The sequence below is a fragment of the Thalassobaculum fulvum genome, assembly GCF_014652915.1.
Lineage (GTDB): Bacteria > Pseudomonadota > Alphaproteobacteria > Thalassobaculales > Thalassobaculaceae > Thalassobaculum_A > Thalassobaculum_A fulvum.
In genome coordinates this window covers 67936-92055 of record NZ_BMZS01000013.1, presented here as the reverse complement: position 1 = coordinate 92055, position 24120 = coordinate 67936, and the positions used below count along the sequence as shown (strand labels likewise).

21 protein-coding genes and 1 tRNA gene are annotated in these 24120 nt (G+C 70.4%); 10 read left to right on the top strand and 12 right to left on the bottom strand.

The genetic code is table 11. The features are described from left to right. Positions 1 to 7 precede the first annotated feature (7 nt). The 3 genes from IE246_RS24620 (at position 8) to IE246_RS24610 (ending at position 3504) form a co-directional block, all read left to right on the top strand. Positions 8 to 301: a DUF1330 domain-containing protein gene (locus IE246_RS24620; RefSeq protein WP_189994728.1), complete on the top strand. Its 294-nt coding sequence runs from the start codon at positions 8 to 10 to the stop codon at positions 299 to 301. Between the two features lie 4 nt (positions 302 to 305). Beyond that, positions 306 to 1499, top strand: coding sequence for a pyridoxal-phosphate-dependent aminotransferase family protein (locus tag IE246_RS24615; protein WP_189994726.1), 1194 nt, complete (start codon positions 306 to 308; stop codon positions 1497 to 1499). 91 nt (positions 1500 to 1590) lie between these two features. Continuing rightward, positions 1591 to 3504 (top strand): sensor histidine kinase, encoded by a 1914-nt coding sequence (locus IE246_RS24610; RefSeq protein ID WP_189994725.1) that lies wholly within the window; start codon positions 1591 to 1593, stop codon positions 3502 to 3504. A 6-nt stretch (positions 3505 to 3510) separates the two neighbouring features. Here IE246_RS24610 and IE246_RS24605 read toward each other — a convergent pair whose 3' ends face one another. The 3 genes from IE246_RS24605 to IE246_RS24595 all read right to left on the bottom strand — a co-directional run bounded on the left by IE246_RS24605 (position 3511) and on the right by IE246_RS24595 (position 6946). After that, positions 3511 to 4176, bottom strand: a complete 666-nt coding sequence (locus tag IE246_RS24605; protein WP_229837478.1) for a glutamine amidotransferase-related protein — start codon at positions 4174 to 4176, stop codon at positions 3511 to 3513. 62 nt (positions 4177 to 4238) lie between these two features. Continuing rightward, positions 4239 to 5378 carry a beta/alpha barrel domain-containing protein gene (locus tag IE246_RS24600; RefSeq protein WP_189994721.1) on the bottom strand — a complete coding sequence of 380 codons (1140 nt, stop codon included), beginning with the start codon at positions 5376 to 5378 and terminating at the stop codon, positions 4239 to 4241. Positions 5379 to 5557: 179 nt separating this feature from the next. Beyond that, positions 5558 to 6946: a class II 3-deoxy-7-phosphoheptulonate synthase gene (locus IE246_RS24595; protein ID WP_189994719.1), complete on the bottom strand. Its 1389-nt coding sequence runs from the start codon at positions 6944 to 6946 to the stop codon at positions 5558 to 5560. A gap of 176 nt (positions 6947 to 7122) precedes the next feature. On the opposite strand from IE246_RS24595, the gene IE246_RS24590 reads away from it, so the two are divergent. Next, entirely contained in the window at positions 7123 to 7416 is a 294-nt protein-coding gene (locus IE246_RS24590) for a cupin domain-containing protein (RefSeq protein ID WP_189994717.1), read from the top strand. A 164-nt stretch (positions 7417 to 7580) separates the two neighbouring features. On the opposite strand, the gene gor is transcribed toward IE246_RS24590, so the two are convergent. Next, positions 7581 to 8963 carry a glutathione-disulfide reductase gene (gene gor / locus IE246_RS24585; RefSeq protein WP_189994715.1) on the bottom strand — a complete coding sequence of 461 codons (1383 nt, stop codon included), beginning with the start codon at positions 8961 to 8963 and terminating at the stop codon, positions 7581 to 7583. Between the two features lie 204 nt (positions 8964 to 9167). Between gor and IE246_RS24580 the strand changes: the two genes are divergently transcribed. After that, positions 9168 to 10211: a hypothetical protein gene (locus IE246_RS24580; RefSeq protein ID WP_189994713.1), complete on the top strand. Its 1044-nt coding sequence runs from the start codon at positions 9168 to 9170 to the stop codon at positions 10209 to 10211. A gap of 20 nt (positions 10212 to 10231) precedes the next feature. Here the strand turns inward: IE246_RS24580 and IE246_RS24575 are convergent, their stop codons facing one another. Together IE246_RS24575 and IE246_RS24570 are read right to left on the bottom strand one after the other, a co-directional pair. Continuing rightward, complete coding sequence (locus IE246_RS24575; RefSeq protein WP_189994711.1) at positions 10232 to 11710, bottom strand: NAD-dependent succinate-semialdehyde dehydrogenase; 1479 nt, start codon at positions 11708 to 11710, stop codon at positions 10232 to 10234. Positions 11711 to 11793: 83 nt separating this feature from the next. Beyond that, complete coding sequence (locus tag IE246_RS24570; RefSeq protein ID WP_189994709.1) at positions 11794 to 13191, bottom strand: dipeptidase; 1398 nt, start codon at positions 13189 to 13191, stop codon at positions 11794 to 11796. Between the two features lie 106 nt (positions 13192 to 13297). On the opposite strand from IE246_RS24570, the gene IE246_RS24565 reads away from it, so the two are divergent. Continuing rightward, on the top strand, positions 13298 to 13840 hold the full coding sequence (locus IE246_RS24565) for a GNAT family N-acetyltransferase (RefSeq protein WP_189994708.1): 543 nt from the start codon (positions 13298 to 13300) through the stop codon (positions 13838 to 13840). On the opposite strand, the gene IE246_RS24560 is transcribed toward IE246_RS24565, so the two are convergent. From IE246_RS24560 to glmU, 4 genes are all read right to left on the bottom strand, one after another. After that, on the bottom strand, positions 13801 to 14121 hold the full coding sequence (locus IE246_RS24560; RefSeq protein ID WP_189994706.1) for a hypothetical protein: 321 nt from the start codon (positions 14119 to 14121) through the stop codon (positions 13801 to 13803). The genes IE246_RS24565 and IE246_RS24560 overlap by 40 nt on opposite strands. Before the next feature lie 80 nt (positions 14122 to 14201). Further along, positions 14202 to 15020 (bottom strand): alpha/beta hydrolase, encoded by an 819-nt coding sequence (locus tag IE246_RS24555; protein WP_189994703.1) that lies wholly within the window; start codon positions 15018 to 15020, stop codon positions 14202 to 14204. Positions 15021 to 15044: 24 nt separating this feature from the next. Further along, positions 15045 to 16865: a glutamine--fructose-6-phosphate transaminase (isomerizing) gene (gene glmS, locus IE246_RS24550; RefSeq protein ID WP_189994701.1), complete on the bottom strand. Its 1821-nt coding sequence runs from the start codon at positions 16863 to 16865 to the stop codon at positions 15045 to 15047. A gap of 3 nt (positions 16866 to 16868) precedes the next feature. Next, positions 16869 to 18224: a bifunctional UDP-N-acetylglucosamine diphosphorylase/glucosamine-1-phosphate N-acetyltransferase GlmU gene (glmU, locus tag IE246_RS24545; protein WP_189994700.1), complete on the bottom strand. Its 1356-nt coding sequence runs from the start codon at positions 18222 to 18224 to the stop codon at positions 16869 to 16871. Positions 18225 to 18415: 191 nt separating this feature from the next. On the opposite strand from glmU, the gene gph reads away from it, so the two are divergent. The 3 genes from gph to IE246_RS24530 all read left to right on the top strand — a co-directional run bounded on the left by gph (position 18416) and on the right by IE246_RS24530 (position 20361). Then, the gene (gene gph, locus IE246_RS24540; RefSeq protein WP_189994698.1) at positions 18416 to 19108 is read left to right on the top strand and encodes a phosphoglycolate phosphatase; all 693 of its coding nucleotides are present in this window, start codon (positions 18416 to 18418) and stop codon (positions 19106 to 19108) included. 52 nt (positions 19109 to 19160) lie between these two features. After that, positions 19161 to 19235: transfer RNA gene (locus tag IE246_RS24535), tRNA-Val, on the top strand. 118 nt (positions 19236 to 19353) lie between these two features. Next, entirely contained in the window at positions 19354 to 20361 is a 1008-nt protein-coding gene (locus IE246_RS24530; protein WP_189994696.1) for a ligand-gated ion channel, read from the top strand. A 61-nt stretch (positions 20362 to 20422) separates the two neighbouring features. Here the strand turns inward: IE246_RS24530 and IE246_RS24525 are convergent, their stop codons facing one another. Continuing rightward, positions 20423 to 21946, bottom strand: a complete 1524-nt coding sequence (locus tag IE246_RS24525; protein ID WP_189994694.1) for a PAS domain-containing hybrid sensor histidine kinase/response regulator family protein — start codon at positions 21944 to 21946, stop codon at positions 20423 to 20425. A gap of 29 nt (positions 21947 to 21975) precedes the next feature. Continuing rightward, positions 21976 to 22602: a response regulator transcription factor gene (locus tag IE246_RS24520; protein WP_189994692.1), complete on the bottom strand. Its 627-nt coding sequence runs from the start codon at positions 22600 to 22602 to the stop codon at positions 21976 to 21978. 164 nt (positions 22603 to 22766) lie between these two features. Between IE246_RS24520 and IE246_RS24515 the strand changes: the two genes are divergently transcribed. Continuing rightward, entirely contained in the window at positions 22767 to 24116 is a 1350-nt protein-coding gene (locus IE246_RS24515; protein WP_189994690.1) for a globin-coupled sensor protein, read from the top strand. Positions 24117 to 24120 lie beyond the last annotated feature (4 nt).

The window sequence follows — 24120 nt, the reverse complement described above, 5'->3', positions numbered from 1 at the left end:
GAACGCCATGCCATACGCCTATGTCGTCGCGCAGGTCGACGTGAAGGATCCGGTCGCCTACGAGGAGTACAAGGCCCAGGTGCCGGCCACCATCGCCCAGTACGGCGGCGAGTACCTGGCGCGCGGCGGCGTCGTGGAGACCCTGGAGGGCGAGCCGCCGCTCGGCCGCGTCGTGGTCCTGCGGTTCCCGAGCCTGGAGCAGGCCAGGGCCTGGTACCGCTCGCCGGAATACGCCGGGCCGCTGGCCATCCGGCACCGCGCCGCGGTCAGCCGCTCCATGCTGATCGAGGGGATGGAGTAAGCCGATGAGCCGTCTCGCCGGACGCCAGTTCCTGAACATCCCCGGTCCGACCAACATCCCGGACCGCATCCTGCAGGCCATGCACCGGCCGGCCCTCGACTTCATGACCCCGGAGTTCTGGGAGATCCAGGTCGAGTGCCGCGACAACCTGAAGAAGGTCATGAAGACCGACGGCGAGGTGATGATCTACGCCTCCTCGGGCCACGGCTCGTGGGAAGCGGCGATGACCAACATCTGCTCGCCGGGCGACACCGTGCTGATGTGCGAGACCGGCCGGTTCTCGGAGTCCTGGGCGGACATGTGCAAGGCCTTCGGCCTGACCGTCGAGGTTCTGGCGAACCCCTGGGACCGGGCGACCGACCCCAACCGGGTCGAGGAGCGGCTGCGGGCCGACACCGCCGGCACCATCAAGGCGGTGGCCGTCGTCCACAACGAGACATCGACCGGCATGACCCACGACGTCGCCGGCATCGGCGCGGCGATCCGGGCCGCCGGGCATCCGGCACTGCTGATCGTCGACACCATCTCGTCGCTGGCCTCGATGGACTTCCGGATGGACGAGTGGGGCGTTGACGTGGCGGTCGCCGGCTCCCAGAAGGGGCTGATGCTGCCGGTCGGGCTCGGCATCTCGGCCGCCAGCGAGAAGGCGCTCGAGGCGACCAGGACCGCGAAGCTGCCGCGCAAGTACTACGACTGGAACGAGATCAAAACCGGCGACCACGGCCGCCTGCGGTTCGCCGGCACCGCCCCCAGCCACCTGTTCTTCGCCATGCGCGAAGGCCTGCGCCTGCTGCTGGAGGAAGGCCTGGACAACGTGTTCGCGCGGCACGCCCGGCTGGCCGAGGCGACCCGACGGGCGGTGCGGGCCTGGGGCCGCGGCAACGGCCCGACCCTGTTCGGCAAGGACGAGGCGGCGCTGTCGAACTCGGTGACCGCCGTGCAGATGCCGGCCGGCTTCGACGCCAACGCGTTCCGCGGCAAGGTCCTGTCCGAAACCAACGTGGCGCTCGGCGGCGGTCTCTCGCGGCTCAACGGCAAGGTGTTCCGGATCGGCCACCTCGGCGACCTGAACGAGCCGATGATCCTGGGTTGCCTGGCGACCGTCGAGCTCCAGCTCAAGCGGCAGGGCATTCCGCACGGGGCAGGCGGCGTCGATGCCGCGATCGAATACCTCGCCGGCTCGCTGGCCGCCTCATAGGTTCGTGAAGCGCGAAGATCAGGCTTGACGGACCGTTAACGGGTAGCGTGGCATGCTGCGCCGTTGAACAACCGAAACGAGCCTGTCCGAATTGACGACGACACCGTCGCCTATCGCTTCCCTGTTGCTCGGCGCCGGTGACGGCGACGAGGTGTGGGGCCGCCTCGCCTTCGCGCTCGGGCAGACCCGGATCGGCGTGGCGGTGTGGGATGCCGACGATCGGCTGGTGCTCGCCAACGCCCGGTTCCGCGAGATGTTCGCCGAGGTGGCGCCGTTCGACGGGAAGCTGCGGTTCGACGTTCTCCTGGAGCGCGCCAGGCAGGCCCGCGGCAGCGCAGCCCGCCCCGACCCGGTCGGTCACGACAGCCGCCACCGCGAACGCCCGGCGACCGGCGAGTTCCTGTCGTTCGGCAACCGGACCCTCCGCTACCACGACATCGCGACGCCGGACGGCGGCCTGGTCACGCTGTACGAGGACGTCACCCGCGAGCGCTCCGCCGAGGCGACGCTCGCGGCGCTGGCCAAGACGATCCCCGGTGCGATCTTCGAGCTCCGCCGCGATTCGCTCGACCGGATCGAATGCACCTATGTGAGCGAGCGCATCCGCGAGCTGACCGGGCTCGCCCCCGAACGCTACACGGCCGACTGGGGCGAGGCGGTCCGGGAGATCACCGGCGTGGCCGAATGCGCCGGTCTGGAGGACAGCCTGCGCGCCTCGGCGCGCAGCCTCGAGGACTGGCACGCCAAGCTGCCGATCCGGCACCCCGAGGCCGGGCAGCGATGGCTGCGCGCCCAGGCCTCTCCGCGCCGCCTGGAAGACGGCACGGTCCTGTGGTCCGGGATGGTCACGGACGCCACCGAGACCGTCCAGAGCAACGCCGCGCTGGCCGAGAGCGAGCGGCGGTTCCGCGACATCATCGACATCGCGTCGGACTGGGTGTGGGAATCCGACGCCGACGGCCGCATCACCTTCGTGTCGGAGCGGTTCACCGAATCCACGGGCCTCCCGACCGCTGCGTTTGTCGGCCGAACCCGGGCGGAACTGCCGTTCTACGACCGCAGCGACCCGGGCTTCCACGCGCTCGAGGAGGACACCCGGAACCGCAGGCCGATCCACGGGCGGCGCGTGCGGTTCGTCGTGCCGTCAGGCCATCGCCAGATCTCGCTGCGCGGCCGGCCGGTGTTCGACGAGGACGGCGACTTCCTCGGCTACCGCGGCACCGGCACCGACGTGACCCGCGAGCACGAGTACGTCCAGCGCCTGCACGAGGCCATGGTCGAGGCGCAGTCGGCGAACCGGGCGAAGTCGCGCTTCCTCGCCAACATGAGCCACGACCTGCGGACCCCCCTGAACGCGATCATGGGGTTCAGCGAGATCATGCAGGCCGAGGTGTTCGGACCGGTCGGCCACCCGCGCTACGCAGAGTACGTGCGCGACGTCCGGACCAGCGCCAGCCACCTCCTGGAACTGATCGACGACCTGCTGGACCTGGCCCGGATCGAATCCGGCCGGATCGAGATGGTCGAGGAACGCCTGGTCATCGCCGACATCGTGGACGAGGCGATGATGCTGGTGGCCCCGCGCTGCGAGGCGCGCGGCGTCGTGCTGGCCAAGACCTGCGACATCGAAGCGCCGGTCGTCCGCAGCGACCGCCGGGCGGTCAAGCAGATCCTGGTCAACCTGCTGACCAACGCGGCGAAGTTCACCGAGCGCGGCGGCTCGATCGAGGTGGCGGTGGAGCCGGACCGCAGCGGCGGCGTCTGGGTGACGGTCCGGGACGACGGCTGCGGCATCCCGCCGGCGATGATCGACGAGGTCACCAAGCCGTTCGTGCAGGGTTCCGACCCGTCGGCCGCCCCCCGCGACGGCGTCGGCCTCGGGCTCGCCATCGTGCGCTCTCTGGCCGAGGCGATCGGGGCGGAGATCCGGATCGAGAGCCAGGTCGGCGAAGGGACCAGCGTGGCGTTCAGGCTTCCGGCCGGGCGCGCCGCCCGGGCCGCCTGAGCGCGGCTACTCCGCCGCTTCGGCGTGCCGGACCGGCACCCCGTGCAGCCCCATCCGGTCGAACAGCGCGTTGGTCCAGCGCTCGATTCCGGCGTCGAACAGCTCGTAGCCCTTGACGTGGGCCCGCTTCGGCTGCGCCCCCGGCGCGTTCAGTCGATGCCCGCCGCCCATGTTCCAGCGGTGGATCATCTCCAAGGTCATCTCGGGGTGGAACTGCAGCCCGTAGGTCCGGTCGCCGACCCGGAACGCCTGGTTCGGGAACGAGTTGGTGCCGGTGGCCAGCAGCTCGGCGCCCGGCGGCACGTCGAACCCCTCGCGGTGCCACTGGAAGAAGAACCGGGAGTGCTCGAACAGTGACTCGGCCCCGGGAACCGGCTCGACCCTGGTGTAGCCGATCTCGACGTGGTCCTCCGGGTGCGGCTCCACCGTGCCGCCGAGTGCCCGGGCCAGGATCTGACCGCCGAGACAGATGCCGAGATAGGGCACGTCGGCGTCCAGGACCCGCTTGGTGAAGTCGATCTCGTGCCGGATGCCGGCCAGGGTGCCGCAGTCGTTCGCGCTCATCGGCCCGCCGAACACCACCACCGCGGCATAGTCCCGCGGGTCGGCCGGCAGGGGATGCTCGATGCAGGGACAGCGGCGGTCCAGCGTGTAGCCGCGCGCCTCGAGCAATTGGCCGACCCGACCCGGTGTGGAATGCCTCTGATGGACGAGAATCAGAACCCGATCGCGGCTCATCGCTCCCCTTCGCGCAGCAGAAACTCCCGGCCGACCTTCACGCGGGCCTCGCCATCGTAGTCGATGATGTCGGCCGTCGCGTAGGTCTCGCTCCACTTCTCGGGAAGATAGGAACCGGTGCCGATGACGTCCACCGGCGCCTTGGCCAGTGCCATCACCCGGCACTTCTCCGGCCCGAATCCGGACGACGCGACGATCCGCACCGCCGGATAGCCGGCCTGGTCGAGCTGCTCGCGGGTGTGCCAGATCGCGGCCGCCGACACGCCGGTGCCGATCAGCGACTTCAGCTCGGCCTCCGAGCGGTAGCCGCGGATCGCCTCGGGCGCGTTGCGGTCGAGGACCCTGTACGACTCCGCCATGTCGAGCCCCTCGATGTAACGGCCGCCATGGGTGTCCAGGCGGACCGCCAGCCGGCCGGCCGCCGCCAGTTCCGGGAACTTCCGGCAGACCGCGAGGGAGTCGGTGATCTCCTGGCCGAAATAGTCGACCAGCACCGTCAGGTTCTCGGACGGGTGGGTGTCGTGGAACATCTCGGCGGCCCGCACCGTCGAGCCGGCATAGCCGATCAGCGCGTGCGGCATGGTCCCGTAGCCGCGCGGCTGGCCGAAGTAGTGCGCCGTCGCGTCGGAAGCATTGCCGATGAAGCCCTTGGCACCGACCTTCTTCTTGGCCTTCTCGGAGCCGACGCTGGCGCCGTAGGCCATGATCTCGGCCATCTCGGTGCCGGCGCAGTGCCGCGCGTCCATCGCCAGGAACGCGGTCTCCGGCAGCTCCACGCACATGGTGTAGGCGTTGTAGGCCGCCACGCAGGCGGCCCCGAGCTTCTGCAGGTACTGGGTCTCGAGGTCGACCAGATGGAACAGCGAACCCGAGATGTACAGGATTGGCTCGCCGGCCCCGACCCAGGCGCCCTCGCGGTGGGTCAGCTGGATGTCGACGCTGGTGCCGCGGGCCGCCGCCATCGCCTCGATCCACTCGACCGCCAGGCGCGGCGCGCAGGTGACGGGCCGGCGCATGAACACCGCGTAGGTGACGCGCTTGTCGCCGAACCGGCGCACGCACTCCTTGGTCCGCAGGAAATACTTGTCCACATAGCCGGACAGCGTCGCGTCCGTCGGGTGGCGGGTCGTCGACATCCACTCGACCTCTCCGGCGCTTTCCTCCGGGTCTGGGACGGCGGCCTCACGATCTATCGCATTCATTGCCGGCTCCGGCCGTTGCACGCGGCACGATAACGCGACGTCCGTCGAACCGACAACGGTCGCTCGGCGAAGGAGTTATGCGCTCCGGGCAACGCTGCCGCGGAGGATCGCCGTCAGGACGCCGCCTTCAGGGGGGCGGCGGTCCCGGTGCGCCGCCGCCGCAGCATGTCGGCAATCAGAAACGCCAGCTCCAGCGACTGCGAGGCGTTCAGGCGCGGATCGCAGTGCGTGTGGTAGCGGTCGGCGAGCGCGTGCTCGGTGATCCGGGTGGCGCCGCCGATGCATTCGGTGACGTCCTGGCCGGTCATCTCGAAGTGCACGCCGCCGGCATAGGTGCCCTCGGCCTCGTGCACCTCGAAGAAGCTGCGCACCTCCGACAGGATCCGGTCGAACGGCCGGGTCTTGTAGCCGGTGGACGACTTGACCGTATTGCCGTGCATCGGGTCGCAGGACCAGATCACCTTGCGGCCCTCGCGCTCGACCGCCCGGATGAGCCTCGGCAGCGCCTCCTTGACCTTGTCCGAGCCGAACCGGGCGATCAGGGTGAGGCGACCGGGGTCGTTCTTCGGGTTCAGCGTGTCGATCAGCCGGATCAGCTCGTCCGGATCGAGGCTGGGGCCGCACTTCATGCCGATCGGGTTGTGGATGCCCCGGCAGTACTCGACATGCGCCCCGTCGAGTTGGCGGGTGCGGTCGCCGATCCACACCATGTGGGCGGCGGTGTTGTACCAGCCCTTGTCGTCGGTGATGGTGTCCTTGCGGGTCATCGACTCCTCGTAGCCGAGCAGCAGCGCCTCGTGGCTGGTGTAGAAGTCGGTCTCGCGCAGCTGCTGGACGTTGTCCGGGGTCAGGCCGCAGGCCCGCATGAACGCCAGGCATTCCTCGATGCGGGCCGCCAGCTGCTCGAACCGGTCGTTCTGCGGGGCGTCCGACAGGAACGACAGGGTCCAGGAATGGATCTCCTCCAGGTTGGCGAAGCCGCCCTGGGCGAAGGCGCGCAGCAGGTTCAGGGTCGCCGCCGACTGGTTGTAGACGCGCAGCAGCCGGTCCGGGTCGGGCGTGCGGGCGTCGGCGGTGAACTCCATGGCGTTGATCATGTCGCCGCGGTAGCTCGGCAGGGTCACGCCGTCGATCGCCTCGACGTCGGACGAGCGCGGCTTGGCGAACTGCCCGGCCATCCGGCCGACCTTCACGATCGGGCAGGCCGCACCGAAGGTCAGCACCACCGCCATCTGCAGGAACACCCGGAAGGTGTCGCGGATGTTGTCGGCGGAGAACTCGGCGAAGCTCTCGGCGCAGTCGCCGCCCTGCAGCAGGAACGCCTTGCCGTCGGCGACGTCGCCCAGCGCGTGGCGCAGGCGCTGCGCCTCGCCGGCGAACACCAGCGGCGGGAAGCTCTGCAGGGTCTGTTCGACCTGCCGCACCCGGTCGCTGTCCGGGTACTGCGGCTGCTGGTGGATCGGCTTCGAACGCCAGCTCGACGGGCTCCACTCGCGCATCATCGCACCCTCCCTGCGGTGCTCCCCGTTCGGGGCGTTTCCTGGATCGGACCGGCCGGTTCTACCAGCCGCTCCGCGGCTCTTCCAGCCGATTCGGGCGGTGCCGGCCGGGTTGACCGTTGCACCGAGCGGTCGGCCGCGCCATCGTCGAGCCGAACCAGCCAACCGGAGTCTTGCAGATGGCCACCGAATACCTCCCGGCGACCCCGACCGTTCAGGTCGACGACGAGCGCGTCCGGGTCACCGAATGGCGCATCCCGAAGGGCGGGGCCACCAGCTGGCACCGCCACGAAATGCCGTACGTCGTGGTGCCGATCCAGGGCGGCAAGCTGAAGATCGCCACCGCCAACGGCGACGTCGCCGCCGAGATGGTCGCCGGCCAGGCCTACTCCCGCCCGCTCGGCGTCGAGCACGACGTGATCAACGACGACGACCACGACATCGTGTTCATCGAGGTCGAGGTGAAGGGGTAAGCGGACGCCCGTCGCTCTGTAGGTTCCGGCTCCGTGCCGCCGCCGGCGGCCCGGTCCGGAATGACGGAGAGAAGTAGAAGGCGAGCAACCCTTTCCAAAATCCTCGTCATTCCGGGCAAGCGGAGCGCGACCCGGAACCCACGGGGCGACGGGCGCTATGCCCCCTACTCCGCCGCCTCCTGGCCCGGCTGCGGCTCGGGGCGCTTCTCGCGCATGGTGACGAACTCCTCGGCCGCGGTCGGGTGGATGCCGATGGTGCGATCGAAGTCGCGCTTGGTGGCGCCCATCCGCACCGCGATCGCCACGCCCTGGATGATCTCCGGGGCGTCGACGCCGAGCATGTGGGCGCCGACCACGCGCTGGCTGCCGCGGTCGACGATCAGCTTCATGAAGCCGCGTTCGGTGTTGTGGGTCAGCGTGTACTTCATCGGCCGGAAGCCGGACACGTAGACGTCCAGATCGCCGTACTTCTCGCGCGCCTGGGCCTCGGTCAGGCCGACCGTGCCGACCGGCGGCTGGCTGAACACCGCGCTCGGCACGTCGTCGTGGTCCGGCCTGATCGGGTTGCCGTTGAACTCGGTCTCGGCGAAGGCCTGGCCCTCGGCCAGCGCAACCGGGGTGAGCTGGATGCGGTCGGTGACGTCGCCGATCGCCCAGATCGACGGCACCGACGAGCGCGACCATTCGTCGACCTTCACCGCGCCGTTGGCGGTCAGCTCGACGCCGGCCTCCGCCAGACCGAGCCCCTTGGTGTTGGGCGCTCGGCCGGTCGCGTACATGATCGCGTCGACCTCCAGTGTCTCGCCGTCGGAGAGATGGACGACGTAGCAGCCGTCGGCCTTCTCGATCCGGGTCGGCAGGGTCTCCGGCAGCAGGTTGATGCCCTTCTTCTCGAGCTCGGCGGTCAGCGCCGTGCGGACGTCCTCGTCGAACCCGCGCAGCACCTTGTCGGCCCGGTAGATCAGGTGGGTCTCGCTGCCGAAGCCGTGGAAGATGCCGGCGAACTCGACGGCGATGAAGCCGCTGCCGACGATGGCGACGCGCTGCGGCCGTTCCGTGAGGTCCAGCGCCTCGTTCGAGGTGATGGCATGCTCGATGCCGGGCACGTCCGGCAGGGTCGGCCAGCCGCCGGTTGCGATCAGGATCCGCTCGGCGGTGTAGCGCTTGCCGTCGACCGCGACGGTGTGCGGGTCGACCACCACGCCGCGGCCGTCCAGCACCGTGTTCCCGGCGCCCTTCAGCAGGTTCATGTAGATGCCGTGAAGACGATCGAGCTCCTTCTCCTTGGCCGCGATCATCGCCCCCCAGTCGTGGCTGACGCCCTCGACCGACCAGCCGTAGCCGGCCATGTCCTCGATCTCGTGGCGCAGGTGCGAGCCGTAGACCAGCAGCTTCTTCGGCACACAGCCGCGCAGCACGCAGGTACCGCCGACCCGCAGTTCCTCGACCACCGCGACCTTGGCGCCATAGCGCCCGGCCAGCCGCGAGGCCCGCACGCCGCCGGAACCGGCGCCGATGGTGATCAGGTCGTAGTCGTAGCGTGCCATGACGGGGCCCCTGCTGGTCGAAAGCGAACGTTGGCGTATCTGGTGACGCGCACTCTAGGCGAAACCCGCGCGCCGTTCACGGTCTCGTGCCGAAGGGGAACGAGCAGGTCCGGAACCGCGGCGTTGCAGCCATCGGTGGAATCTGGCAATCACCCGACATGCCGGGCTGCCGGTCCGGCCCCGGCGGATGCGGGGGATGTTGCGATGCACGGGGCGATCTACGCGCTCGCGCTCGGCCTGTTTCTGGGCGGGTGCGTGAAGCTGACGGCCGGCAACGAGCTGGCCCAGGCCGGCGACGGAAGCGCCGCGGCCGCTTCCAACGGCGTCATCCTGTTCGGCTTCGAATCGGTCAAGGAAGAAGACCCGATCTTCTGGTCGGTCGCCATGAACCGGCTCGACCCCCGGACCGGCCGGCCGGAACCCTCCGACGGCACCAACGAGGTGGCGTTCCGGCAGTTCGGCGGCATGCTCGAGCGCGACGAGCGCTACGCCGCCTTCACGGTCCGGCCCGGCGAATATGCGGTGACCGGGCTGGTCCCGGCACAGCAGAGCGGGCTGTTCATGGACCTCAACTTCCGGGACAGCGCCGGACAGGCGGCCTCCATGGGGCTGGTCGGCCTGGCGTCCCTGGCGGTTCTCGGAACGGCGGCCAATGCCGAGCGGGCGGCCGAGGAAGCGCGGTTCGGCAAGCGCGGCCGGTCGCCGCTGGTCTATCTCGGCGAGGACGGCACCCTGAGCCCCGACGCGCCCCGTTTCACGGTAGAGCCCGGCGAGGTCGTCTATCTCGGCGAGTTCCTGTTCGGCACCAGGCGGTACTACGACGAGCGCCCCGACATCGGCGGCGGTGCCGGCGCCAAGTGGGTCCGGGTGTTCTCGAGCCCGTTCGTCGAACACGCGATCGACGAGGGCCGTGCCCGCGCCGGCATGGCGAAACTGGGCCTGAGCCGCTGGCCCATGCGCACGGTCCGCCCGAAGGCCCTGGCGAGCGGGCCGGTCTACTACGCCCCCTACCTCACCCGGGAGCGGGTCGACTGGCTGTCCAGCGGAACCGTGATCCGCGAGGAGGTCGTGCACGCCCGGCCGGGCGCTGCGTCGGCGCCGGACCGGACGGCGGCACCGGCACCCGCTTCCGCGACCGGCGCGGTGACCGGCCTTTCCGGCAGCAGCCGCGAAGAACTGCAGCGGCGGTTCCTGGCCGGCGAGATCTCGATCGAGCAGTACCGGGCCGCCATGGCGGCCCGGCGGTAGCCCCGCGGCCCGGGAGCGCCTTACGGCGCCCCGATGCCGCCCATCAGGATGTACTTCAGCTCGACGAACTCGTCGGCGCCGTACTTCGAGCCCTCTCGGCCGAGGCCGGACTCCTTCATGCCGCCGAACGGCGCCACCTCGGTCGAGATCACGCCTTCGTTGACGCCGACCATGCCGTACTCCAGCGCCTCGGCGACCCGCCACACCCGGCCGAGGTCGCGGGCGTAGAAGTACGACGCCAGCCCGTACTCGGTGTCGTTGGCGTGCCGGATCACCTCGGCCTCGTCCTTGAAGCGGAACAGCGGGGCGACCGGGCCGAAGGTCTCCTCGCGGAAGATCTTCATGTCCGGCGTGGTGCCGGTCAGCACCGTCGGCTTGTAGAAGTTCGGGCCCATGTCGGCGAGCCGCTGGCCGCCATAGGCGACCTTGGCGCCCTTGGCGACGGCGTCCTGCACGTGCTCCTCGACCTTGTCGACGGCGGCACCCTCGATCAGCGGGCCGAGCACAACGCCGTCCTCGAAGCCGCCACCCTGCTTCATCGCGCCGACCGCCGCCGACAGCGCCTCGGAGAAGCGGTCGTAGATGCCGTCCTGCACGAAGATGCGGTTGGCGCACACGCAGGTCTGGCCGGCGTTGCGGAACTTCGAGGCGATGGTGCCCTGCACCGCGGCGTCGATGTCGGCGTCATCGAAGATGATCATCGGCGCGTTGCCGCCGAGCTCCAGGCTGATCTTCTTCACGGTGCCGGCGGCCTGCTTCATCAGTTCCTTGCCGATCGGCGTCGAGCCGGTGAAGCCGATCTTGCGGACGATCGGGTTGGTGGCCAGCTCGGTGCCGATGGCGCTGGCGCTCTTGCCGATCACCACGTTGAACACGCCCTTCGGGAAGCCGGCGCGCTCGGCCAGCTCGGCCAGGGCCAGCGCCGAGTACGGGGTCATCTTCGCCGGCTTGATCACCACCGGGCAGCCGACCGCCAGGGCCGGCGCGCACTTGCGGGTGATCATGGCGTTCGGGAAGTTCCAGGGCGTGATCGAGCCGACCACGCCGACCGGCTGCTTGATCACCACGATGCGCTTGCCGGGCGCGTGGTTCGGGATGATGTCGCCGTAGACCCGCTTGGCCTCCTCGGCGAACCACTCGACGAACGACGCTCCGTACGCGATCTCGCCCTTCGCCTCGGCCCACGGCTTGCCCTGCTCGGCGGTCATGATGGCGCCCAGGTCGTCCTGGTTGGCCATCATCAGGTCGAACCACCGGCGCAGGATCGCGGCGCGCTCCTTGCCGGTCTTGGCCCGCCACTCCGGCCAGGCCCGGTTGGCGGCCTCGATGGCGCGCCGGGTCTCGGCCGCACCCATGTCCGGAACGGTGCCGATCTTCCGGCCGGTCGCCGGATCGTCGACGTCGACCGTGCCGCCGCCGTCGGCGTCGACCCAGGCACCGTCGACATAGGCCTGCTGGCGGAACAGGCTCGGATCCTTCAGGCGGCTGACGAGATCCATGATTTCCTCCGGATCGTTCGGTTAAGCGGTTGCTGCGTACTATAGGAACGGCACTGCGGTTTGAAAGGGTCGGCCGCCCCGGATCAGGTTACCGGGCGGAAATCCGCCGGCGCGAACTCGCCGAGCCGGCGCAGGATCGCCGGCCAGGCACGCAGGCCCATGGCGATCGACTCCATACGGAAGAACTCGTTCGGCGCGTGCACCGGCTCGTCCGGCAGGTTGAAGCCGAACATCAGCGTGTCGATCCCCATCGTCTCCTTGAAGATCGCAGTGATCGGCACGCTGGCGCCCAGCCGCACATGGATCGGGCGTCGCCCGGTCTCGGCCTCGAGCACGGCCTCGGCGGCCCGCACCAACGGATGTTCGGGGGCCAGGGTCGAGGCCGGCGAGCCGTCGCCGATCCGCCCGAAGGTCAGTTCGACGCCGGCCGGGCAGTGCCGGCGCAGGTGCGCCGCAACCGCGTCGACCACCCGGCGCGGGTCCTGACCCGCCACCACCCGGACCGAGACCTTGGCGTGCGCCTCGGCCGGGATGATGGTCTTGGAACCGGCGCCGAGATAGCCGCCCCACATGCCATTGATGTCCAGGCAGGGCCTGAGCGTGATCCGCTCGCGCATCGAGTACGCCGGGTCGCCGTGGGGCGCCGCCCCGACCTCCTCGACGAAGGCGGCCTCATCGAACGGGAATGCGGCGACGTCGGCGCGCTGGCGGTCGGTCACCGGCACCGCGTCGCTGTCGAAGCCCGCGACCGCCACCCGGCCGTCGCGGTCGTGCAGGGTCGCGATCAGCGCCGCCATCTCGTGCAGGGCGTTGCGCACCGCCCCGCCGTAGCGCCCGGAATGCAGGTCGCCGGACGCCGTGCGCAGGGTGAACTCCAGGCCGTTGGCGCCGCGCGCCCCGGTATTGACGGTCGGCAGTTCCCGGCTGGCGCGGCCGCCGTCGGCCGACAGCACGCCGTCGGCCCGCAGCAGGTCGCGGTAGCGCCCGATGATCGCCCGCAGGCTCGGGCTGCCGGTCTCCTCCTCGCCCTCGAGGAAGAACTTCACGTTGACCGGGCAGCACCCCTCGACCGCCAGCAGGGCGGCGACCGCCTCGATGGCGATCATGGTCGAGCCCTTCACGTCGGAGGCGCCGCGGGCAAACAGCTTGCCGTCGCGGATCGCCGGCTCGAACGGCGGCGTGGTCCAGGCGTCGAGCGGGTCCGGCGGCTGCACGTCGTAGTGACCGTAGACCAGCAGGGTCGGCCTGCCGGGCGCGTGCAGCCAGTCGCCGTACACTGCCGGCTGGCCACCGCCGTCGAGCAGCCGGACGTTCTCCATGCCGATCGCGGTCAGGCGGTCCAGCAGGAACCGGCGGGCATCGTCCATGCCCCGGGCGAAGGCCGGGTCGGCGCTGACGCTGGGCATCCGCAGCAGGGTCATGAGGTCGGTCACGATGGCGTCGTGGCGCGCCAACAGATGATCGACGACGGGGTCGCTCATGGGAAGGTCCGCTGATCGGGTTCGGATCCGTCACCGGCGGGTCGCCGGGCCGGGAACGCTGCGCGTACTATAGGCCCCGCCGCCCCGTTTGAAAGGACGCCGACCGGTGAGTGCCCCCGTGATCGTCAAGCTCGGCCCGAACGACTGGACGACGTTCCGGGCGATACGCCTGGAGTCGCTGGAGCGCGCCCCGCACGTCTTCGGCACCGCCCATCACCAGGAGGTCGACCGCCGCGGGGTCTGGTGGCGTAGCCGCCTGGCGTCGCCGGACATCGGCGTCTATGCCGCGCAGTTGGGCGACGACACGGTCGGCATGGCCGGCTGGCTGTTGCCGGCAGCCGCCAACACCCGGCACCGGGCCTATGTCTGGGGCGTCTACGTCCGCGACGGCCTGCGCGGCGGCGGGGTCGGTCGGGCTCTGATGACGGCGACCCTGGCCGAGGCGGAAACCCGCTCGGACGCCATCGACCTGAACGTGCTGACCGACAACGCCGCGGCGATCGGGCTCTACGAGTCCCTCGGCTTCGTCGTCGTCGGCACCGTGCCGCGCGCGCTCAAGCATGCCGGCGTGTACCGCGACCAGCACCTGATGGCGCGCGATCCCGGCGCTCAGTCGACGCCCGGAACCTTGCAGTCGCCGGTGGTGTAGATCGTCCGCACCGCTTCGGTCGCGCCGAGGTCGATGACCAGGTTGCCCTGGCAGTCCGTGAACGACACCCAGCCGACATAGCTCTGTACCGGCCGGTCCTGAGAGAACCCCTCGGGGGCCAGGTAGATCGACTTGATCCGCGACCGGTCCACGCCCAGGCGGTCCAGGACCGCCTCGACCGTGGCCCGAGCCTCGTCCTGCTTCGACGAAGCCGCCGCCGGCCGCGCCACCGCGAACAGCACCAACGCCCCCAGCAGCACAATCGCGAGGACGATCCGCATCGCTCCCTCCTTCGCACCGCCGGCCCGCTGCCGGCCTCCAGGACATGGGACGCCGGCGGCCGGCTGTCCACCGGCGAGGATCAGGAAGCGGTCAGCTTCAGGACCGCGTTCAGGACCGGCCGGCCGAACAGGATACGCAGGTGCCCGAGTCGCTCGGTCACCAGCAGCCGGGCGTCCGGCCGGGCCGCCGCCAGCCGCTCGGCATCGGCGACCGGCACCTCGGGGTCGCTGGCATCGTGGGCGATCAGCAGCCTCGACGGCAGCCGGTCCGCCGCCTTGACCAGATCGAAGTCGGCGGCGTCGTACCCGAAATCGTCGTGCAGGACGCGGTGCAGGCCCGGCATCAGCTCGTCCGGCAGCCCCTCCCCGCGCAGGAACCGCAGGGTCATGCTGTCGATCGTACTGGGCGCTGCCACCAGGGCCAGCGCCCGCGCCGCCAGCGGAACGCCGGGCTCCGGCCGCTCGGCGAAGGCGAGCCCGGCCGCCATGCCGCCGAACGAGTGCCCGACCACCGCGTCGACCGGGCCGAGTTCGGCGACGACCGCCCGCATGCAGCGGATTACCTGCGGCATGCTGGTGGCCCGGCCGGGGCTCTCGCCATGGGCCGGGGCGTCGAAGGCGAGGCAATCGCGGCCGGCCCGGTTGAGCGCCCGGACGAACGCCGCGAGATGGGTCGCGCGCGACGCCCAGCCGTGCACCAGCAGGACCGGCGGCCGGCCGTCACCGCCGGGCGCCCGCCAGCGATAAGCCGCGACCTCGATGCCGTCCGGCGCGACCCGCACCCGGGCGCGCTCGGCCGCCTCGGCCAGGGACCGGTCGCCATCGGTGGTCTCGGGCGGCTTCGGGGTGCGGTACCGCTCGAACAGGGCAGCCGCGTCCGGGGCGCCGCCCGCGCTCATTCCAGCCTTCTCATGCCAGCGGGCTCATTCGACCGTCACGCTCTTCGCCAGGTTGCGCGGCTGGTCGGCGTCGGTGCCCTTCTCGACCGCCGCGTAATAGGCCAGGAGCTGGACCGGAACCGCATACAGGATCGGCGCCACCACCGGCTCGACATCCGGCAGGATCATCACGTGGTCGTCCTTCTCGGCCAGCCGCTCGGCTCCGGCGGCGTCGGTCAGCAGGATGACGCGGCCGCCGCGCGCCCGCACCTCGGCGACGTTCGAGGCGGTCTTCTCGAACCAGCCGTCGCTCGGCGCCAGCACCACCACCGGCATCTTCTCGTCGATCAGCGCGATCGGCCCGTGCTTCATCTCGCCGGCGGCATAGCCCTCGGCATGGATGTAGGTGATCTCCTTGAGCTTCAGCGCCCCCTCGAGGGCGATCGGGTAGGACAGGCCGCGGCCGAGGTAGAGCACGTCGCGGGAATGGGCGAGCTCGCGGGCGACCCGCTGGTACTGCGCCTCGCGCTGCAGGACCTCCCCCACCCGGCCCGGCACTCCGGCCAGCGCCCGGCGCAGCTCGGCCGCCCGCTCCTCCGACAGCCGTCCGTGCTTGCGTCCGAGCGCCACCGCCAGCGAGCAGAACGCCGTGAGCTGCGCCGTGGTCGCCTTGGTCGACGCGACCCCGAACTCCGGCCCGGCCCGGGTCAGCAGCACGCCGTCTGCCTCGCGGGCGATCGTGCTCTCCGGCACGTTGACGATCGCCAGGGTCTTCTGGCCAAGCGCCTTGGCCCGGCGCAGCGCCATCAGGGTGTCCAGGCTCTCGCCCGACTGTGAGACCGCGATGGTCACGCCGCCCTCCGGCAGCACCGCGTCGCGGTCGCGGAACTCGCTCGCCAGCTCGACTTCGGTGGCGATCCCGGCCAACGACTCCAGCCAGTACCGCCCGGTCAGGCCGGCGTAGTAGCTGGTGCCGGCGGCGACGATGGTGATCTTCGGGATCGTCGCGGCATCCAGCGGCGCCGGGATGGTCGCGGCGCCGGTCCCGGAATCCAGCACGGCATGCAGGGTGTGGGCGATCGCCTCCGGCTGCTCGTGGATCTCCTTCTCCATGAAGTGCCGGTAGTTGCCCTTGCCGGCCATGGCGGCGCTGACCGTGGAGATCTGCTCGCGCCGCTGGACCGGCACGCCGGCGTCGCGGAACACCTGCACCCCCGACCGGCGCACCACCGCCCAGTCGCCGTCCTCCAGGTACACGATGCGCCGGGTCAGCGGCGCCAGCGCCACCGCGTCGGAGCCGACGAACGCCTCGCCGTCGCCGACCCCGATGGCCAGCGGCGACGCCCGGCGGGCGGCGATCAGCAGGTCCTCCTCGCCGGCCACCAGCACCACGAAGGCGAAGGCGCCGGTCAGGCGCGGCATCAGCGCCGCCATCGCCGCCTGCGGGGTCTGCCCGGCCCGGATCGCCCGGTCGAGCAGGTGGGCGACCACCTCGGTGTCGGTGTCGCTGGTGAACACCACGCCCTCGGCCTTCAGCTCGGCCTTCAGCTCGGCGTGGTTCTCGATGATGCCGTTGTGGACCACCGCGACCCGCCCGGCGACGTGCGGGTGGGCGTTCTCGGCGGTCGGCGGGCCGTGGGTGGCCCAGCGGGTATGGCCGATGCCCGAGGTGCCCGGCAGCGGATCGGCGGCCAGCACCGCCTCCAGCTCGGCCAGCTTGCCGGCGGCCCGGCGGCGGTGCAGGGCGTCGCCGACCACGGTCGCCATGCCGGCCGAGTCGTAGCCGCGGTACTCCAGCCGCCGCAGGGCGTCGAGCATCAGCGGCGCGGCCGGCCGGCCGGTCAGGGCTCCAACGATACCGCACATGGTTCAGTCTTCTCCCGATCCGGCCCGGCGCGACCGGAACCGCGTGGCCCCGCCCGGAATGGTCTTGCTCTCGGCCCGCTCGACGGTCAGCGCATCGGCCGGGACGTCGCCGGTGACGGTCGACCCGGCCCCGACGATGGCGCCGTCGCCGACGGTCAGCGGCGCCACCAGCGCGGTGTTGGAGCCGATGAACGCGCCGGCGCCGATGTCCGTGCGGTGCTTGTCGAAGCCGTCGAAATTGCAGGTGACGGTGCCGGCCCCGAGGTTGGCGCCGGCCCCGACCCGGGCGTCGCCGACGAACGACAGGTGGCTGGCCATCGCCCCGGCCCCGAGCACCGCGTTCTTGGTCTCCACGAAGTTGCCGATCACGGCGCCGGCCCCGATCTCGGTGCCCGGACGCAGCCGGGCGAACGGCCCGACGATCGCGCCGGTTCCGACGGTGGCGCCCTCGAGGTGGCTGAAGCTGCGGATCTCGGCGTCGTCGGCGACGCTGACGCCCGGACCGAACACCACGTGCGGCTGCACCGTCACGTCGCGGCCGAGCCGGGTGTCGTGGCTGAGGAAGACGGTCTCCGGGGCGACCAGCGTGGCACCGCCCGCCATCGCCGCCGCCCGCAGCCGCGCCTGCATGGCGGCTTCGGCGTCGGCGAGGCCGTGCCGGCTGTCGACGCCCATCGCCTCGATCGGGTCGCAGGTCACCACCGCACAGCGCCGGCCGCGCTCGTTGGCGATCCCGACGATGTCGGTCAGGTAGTACTCGCCCTTGGCGTTGGCGTTGCCGACGGCGTCGAGCAGCGGGAACAGGGCGGCGGCGTCGATCGCCATCACCCCGCCGTTGCACAGCCGGATGTCGCGCTCGACCGGGCCGGCGTCGCGGGCCTCGACGATCCGGTCGAGACCGTGGTCGGCGCCCAGAACCAGCCGCCCGTACAGCCCCGGGTCCTCCGGCTCGAAGCCGAGCACGACGACCGCCGGGTCCTCGACGCCGCTACGGGCCTCGACCATCCGGGCCAGCGTGGCGGCCGACATCATCGGGGTGTCGCCGTACAGCACCAGCACCGTGCCGCCGGCGGCGGCGATCCCGGCCAGCGCCTCGCGCGCCGGCTTGACGGCGTCGCCGGTACCGAGCGCCTGCTCCTGCACCACCGCCGTCGCCCGCCCGTCGACGGCGCGCCGCACCGCGTCCTGGTCGGGGGCGGTAACCACCACGACGGGATCGGCGCCGATCGAACCGGCCGCATCCAGCACCCAGTCGATCATCGGCCGGCCGGCGACCGGGTGCAGCACCTTCGGCCGGTCCGACTTCATGCGCGTCCCCTTGCCCGCGGCCAGCACGACCGCGGCGAGGCGATCCGTCATCGCACGCTTCTCCATCCTGATTCCGACTGTTGCCGGAAATTGCCATGCCATTGAGTCGGAACGAAGTCACGAATTACGACGATCCATGACGGCGGCGGACGGCGGTGCGGCAATGCGCTTGCCGGACTCCCCGGCCCTGGACGACACTCGCCGACCGATCCCGCCGCCCGCTTCCCGTGGAGACAGCCCCGATGCCCTCGCCCGCCCGATTCGCCGGCCGCCCGGTCGACGCCGTGGTCTTCGACCTGGACGGCACGCTGATCGACAGCGCCGCCGATCTGGGCCGGGCCGCCAACCGCCTGCTGGACGAGGAGGGCCGGCGTGCGCTGTCGATGGCCGAGGTCCGCAGCTTCATCGGCGACGGTGCCCGGGTCCTGGTCGACCGCGCGATGGCGGCGACCGGCGCGGCCGCCGGGTCGGCTGCCCTGGACGCGCTGACCCGGCGCTTCATCGCCCACTATGAGGCCGACGCGACCGCCGCGACCACCGTCTATCCCTCGGTTCCCGAGACCCTGGCCGCGCTGCGCCGGACCGGCATCCGGGTTGGGGTCTGCACCAACAAGCCGCAGGCCGCCACCGCCGCGGTGCTGGAGGCTCTCGGGCTCGCCGGCATGGTCGAGGCGGCGGCCGGCGGCGACCGCTTTCCGGTGCGCAAGCCCGATGCCGGCCACCTGCTCGGGACCCTCGACCTGCTCGGGACTCCGGCCGAGCGGGCGGTGATGGTCGGCGACAACGAGCACGACGCCGCGGTCGCCCGGGCCGCCGGCACCGGTGCCGTGCTGGTCACCTACGGCTATGCCCGCAAGCCGCTGGCCGAGATCGACGTCGACGCCCGGATCGACCGCCTCGACCGGCTGCTGGAACTTCTCGGCCTGAGTGGCTGATCGGGCGTTGACAAGGCCACGGCGCGCCCGTAGAAACCGGTCTCCCTTGGGCGGGCGCGTAGCTCAGCGGGAGAGCACTACGTTCACACCGTAGGGGTCACTGGTTCAATCCCAGTCGCGCCCACCATCCTTCCTCTCGATATCGTTGATGGTTCCGAAGCGGACGCCGGCGCGGCGTCCGGCGGGGCCCGGGCGCTTTGACCCGGATCAATGTCCGGCGACGGCGGCGGCCCTACTGATCGCCGATGCTGCGGCCGCTGCTCCACCTCGCTCGCCTCCTCGCCTTCCTGACCGCGCTGGCCGGTCCGGCACATGCCGCCGCGACCCAGGCGGCCATCCCGGCAGCCCCGGGACCGCGGGAGGTCACGGTCGGGGTCTATGTCTCGAGCCTGCACGGGCTGGATTTCGCGCGCGAGACCTTCCGGACGACGTTCTGGCTGTGGGCCAGCCACGACGACCCTGAGTTCCGGCCGGCGGCCGCCCTCGAGATCGTCAACGCCCAGACCATCCAGGTCGAGAAGGAATACCGCGAGGCCCTGCCGAACGGCCGGTTCACGGACATGATCAAGGTCCAGGCCGTGCTCAATCAGCGCTGGGACGTGCAGGACTATCCCTTCGACGATCAGCGGCCTTCCATCGTCGTCGAGAGCGTCGGGAGCGACGCGACGCGGCTGCGCCTGGTTCCCGACGCCCGCAACAGCGTGATCGAGCCGTCCCTGCACGTCACCGGCTGGACGACGGGCGCGCTCGCCCTCGAAACGGCCGACTTCCTCTACCGCACCAATTTCGGGATCGAGGGGGCGGGATATACCGCCTACAGCCGCCTGACCGCGTCGGTCGCGATCGAACGCGACGGATTGCGCATCTTCTTCACCGCCTTCGTGGGCTTCTTCGTCGCCGCCGCCCTGATGCTGCTGGTCGCGGCAACCGGCGCAGTCGAGACGATCCGCCAGGCGGTCGGCCTCCGGGCCCGCCTCGGCCTCGCGACCGCGGCCATCTTCGCCGCCGTCGGGAACAAGTACGTCCTCGACGCCTCGCTGCCGTTCGGCGGCAGCTTCTCGCTGGCCGACGTCATCGAGCTCGCGACCTTCGCGATGATCGCCTTCGTGCTGCTCGTCGCCGTCGTGGCCGAGTGGGCCGACGCGCGGCACCGCCCCGACGTCGCGACCCGGGTCAGCTGGATCGGCCTCGTCGCCTTCGTCGCGGTGCAGTTCGCCCTGACCGGGTGGTACGTCGTCGACGCGGCGGCTTAGGCCGGCCTTCGATGCGGCCTTGCGCGTCCCGGGGGATCGCCGGATGACGATGCGAATCGCGTCATCCCGGCCGGATCAGGTCCTGCAGGGCGGCGGCCAAGTCGGTTATCCGGAACGGCTTGCGGAGGAGCCGCGTGTCGGGTCCCGCCGGCAGTTTGCCGTTCGGCACCCGACCGACGTTCCCGGATATCAACAGCGCGGGCAGATCCGCCCGAAGACGGCGAGCCGCTCTGACGAACGCAAAGCCGTCCATCGAGCCCGGCAGCCTGACGTCGCAGAGGATCGCAGACACCGTCGCGGTCGTCTCCTCCAGGTAGCCGAGTGCGTGCGCCGGCAGACCGAACGCGGCGACCTCGAACCCCAGGTCGGAGAGCCCCTCTTCGACGAACTCGAGGACGTTCCGATTGTCCTCGACCAGGATGATGGTCCGACCTGTCTGGCGCACCACCGGCAGCGGCGGGGGCTGCCGGTCGGGCGGTTCGGCCCCGACCTGCACGGGCAGCAGGATCGACAGCGTCGTGCCCTTCCCCGGAGCCGACCGAAGCGCCACGGTTCCGCCGGAGTCCTGCGCGAAGTCACGGATGATCGCGAGCCCGAGCCCGGTGCCCCCGTGGTTGGACCTGGTCGTGAAGAACGGCTCGAAGACCTGTTCCCGGATCGCCGGGGGGATCCCGGTCCCGGTATCGGCGATGGCAAGCCGCACCATCGGGGCCGCCGGGTCCGCGGCCCCGGAGATCGAGAGCGTGATTCGGCCGCCGCCGGGCATGGCATCGCGGGCGTTCAACACGGCGTTCAGGAGAGCGGTCTCCAACCGCACCTTGTCGAGCCTGCACAGCACCCCGTCGAGCGTCGACCGGAAATCGATGACGACCTGTTCGCCGACGACCCGCGCCAGCGTCGGCAGGAACTCCCGCACGGTCGTACCGAGATCGATCGTGACGGGTACGCTGAGCTGACGGTTGAAGAACGCCAGCAGCCGCTCGGCGAGGGCCGCGCCGTTGACCACCGACGCCTGCGCCCGGTCGAGCAACCGTCCGGCGTCGGGCATGTCCCCGTATCGGATCCGCAGGATGTCGAGGTTGCCCGAGACCACGGACAGGAGGTTGTTGAAGTCGTGGGCGACTTCGCCCATCACCCGCGACAGGGTCGCTTCCCGCTCGGCACGGACCAGCCGCTCGCGGATCTCGTTGATCGGCGATATGTCCTGGACGGTCCCGCGGAAGAAGATCGGGCGAGCCGCCTCGTCATACTCGTGCTGCCCGTGCTCGAGAACATGGCGGACCGTCGAGTCCGGCCGGACGATCCGGTGCTCGATCTGGTAGGCCGTCCCGCCATCCCGGGAAGCGTGGATCGCCGCATGGACCGCCTCCAGGTCGTCGGGATGGATGAACCGGTCGAACCGGTCCAGCGACGGCTTGAAGGTCGCCGGGTCGACCCCGAAGAGCCGGTAGGTGGCCGCCGACCAGAGCAACGTCCGCTTTGTGAGGTCGACTTCCCAGTAGCCGATGCCGGTCAACTGCTCGACTAGGGCATGGCGTCGCCGGACCTCGGAATCGGACAGGCTCGGATCCGCACGCTTGTCCATTTCCCGCCCCCGCCCGCCTCGATCGCCGGTCAGACGATCGACAGGCGCAGAGCCGACGCCACCGCATCGGCCCGGTTGCGGACACCAAGAATATCGAAGATCCGCGACACGTGTTCCTTCACGGTGGCCTCGGATATCCCGAGGTCATTGGCAATTTCCTTGTTGGTCCGGCCATCGACGATCCGACTCAGGATCTGCATCTGCCGCGCGGTCAGCGTCGGCGACGAAGAGCCGGACGGTTTCCCTCCGTTCTGGCTCAGGGTCCGGGCGATCGAGCCGGACAATGGCGGGAAGTACGAGCCGTCGCGGAACACCTTGATGACGAGATCGAGGACGGACCGGGCCCCGAAGCTCTTCGGAATGTAGCCGGCGATCCCGACCGACCGCGCCGCCTCGAGTTCGGCTTCCGTGACGGCACCGGAGAACAGAACCACCGGAACGCCAGGATGCCGTTCCACGACCTTCTGGATCCCGGCGATCCCCGAATCGCCGGGCAACCTGAAGTCGATTAGTATCAGGTCGGGAACCTCGCCGGAGTCTAAGACTCGCAACGCTTCCGCGAAATCACCGGCCTCCGACACCTCCAAGCCAGGAATCGATGCCTTGAAGTACTCGGCAAGCGTTTCCCTGAGAACCGCGTGGTCGTCGACGATCAACAAACTTCGCATGGATCTACATTTATCATCCGCAACAGAGATCTTGCGCTGATAGTTCGGATGTCCAGCCCTACGATCGTAGGGAGTCATTTTCTCAAAACTCAACGAAATCTGAATCGATTGCCTTCGACACTCCCCCGGTGGCTTCCAGGAGGAGAAGTGTGATGCACCCCGCAACCGGCTCCGACACCTCAGACCTCGCGACCCGTCTCCGGTTCATGCGAGCGGACGACGAGACCACGGCGGTGCTTCGCGAAACCTGGCAGTTGATAGAGCCCGAACTGCCCCGGATCCTCGAAGGCTTCTACCGCCATGTGCTGGCCGTCCCCGCGCTGGCCCGCCTGGTCGGCGACAAGGCGTCCACCCTCACCGCGGCCCAGAACGCGCACTGGAAGCGGCTGTTCACGAGCGGCTTCGACGCCGGCTACGTCGCGAGCGTGCGCCGCATCGGGTCGGCTCATAACCGGATCGGCCTGGAGCCGCGCTGGTACATCGGCGGCTACAACTACGTGATGTGCGAACTGGTCGACATCATCATCAGGCGAAACCGCTGGTCGACGGCGAAGGCCGCATCCGCCGTCACGGCGACCACCAAGGCCATCATGATCGACATGGACTTCGCGATCTCCGTCTACCAGGAGGAGATGCTGGCGGAACGACAGGCCCGCCAGCACCGGATGGATCAGGCCATTCGGGATTTCAGAAGCGAGAGCGAGGGCGTCCTCGGCCTCGTTGGCGAGGCGATCGACGCGATGCGCGCCGTGGCGCAATCGATGACGGGAACCGCGCAGCAGACGATGGACCAGTCGGTGAGTGTCGCGGCGGCGTCCGAGCAGGCCTCCAGCAACGTCCAGACCGTGGCTTCGGCCGCCGAGGAGTTGTCGTCCTCGATCATGGAGATCGACCGGCAGGTCGGCGAGTCGGCCCGGATCACCTCGACCGCGGTCGCCAGCGCCGAGCGCACCAATGTCCAGATCAAGGGTCTTGCCGAGGCTGCGCAGAAGATCGGCGAGGTGATCAAGCTGATCAACGACATCGCCAGCCAGACCAACCTGCTCGCCCTCAACGCCACGATCGAGGCGGCGCGCGCCGGCGAGGCCGGAAAGGGCTTCGCCGTGGTCGCGTCGGAGGTGAAGTCGCTCGCGACCCAGACGGCCAAGGCCACCGAGGAGATCTCGGGCAAGGTCGCCGAGATGCAGTCGGCGACGGCCGGGGCGGTCGATGCCATTCGCGAGATCACCGACACCATTCGTCGGATCGACCAGATATCCACTTCGATCGCTTCCGCGATCGAGCAGCAGGGGTCGGCGACCGCCGAGATCGCCCAGAACGTCCAGCAGGCGGCGGTCGGCACCCACGAGGTGTCGAGCACCATCGTCGACGTCACGGCCGGGACGCGCGAGGTCAGCAACGGCGCGTCCGAGGTCGAAGGCTCCGCCCGCGAAGTGACGGAGCGCACGCAGCGCCTGCGCGCCGGGATCGAGGCGTTCTTCGAGCGCATCCGCGCCGCCTGAGGGA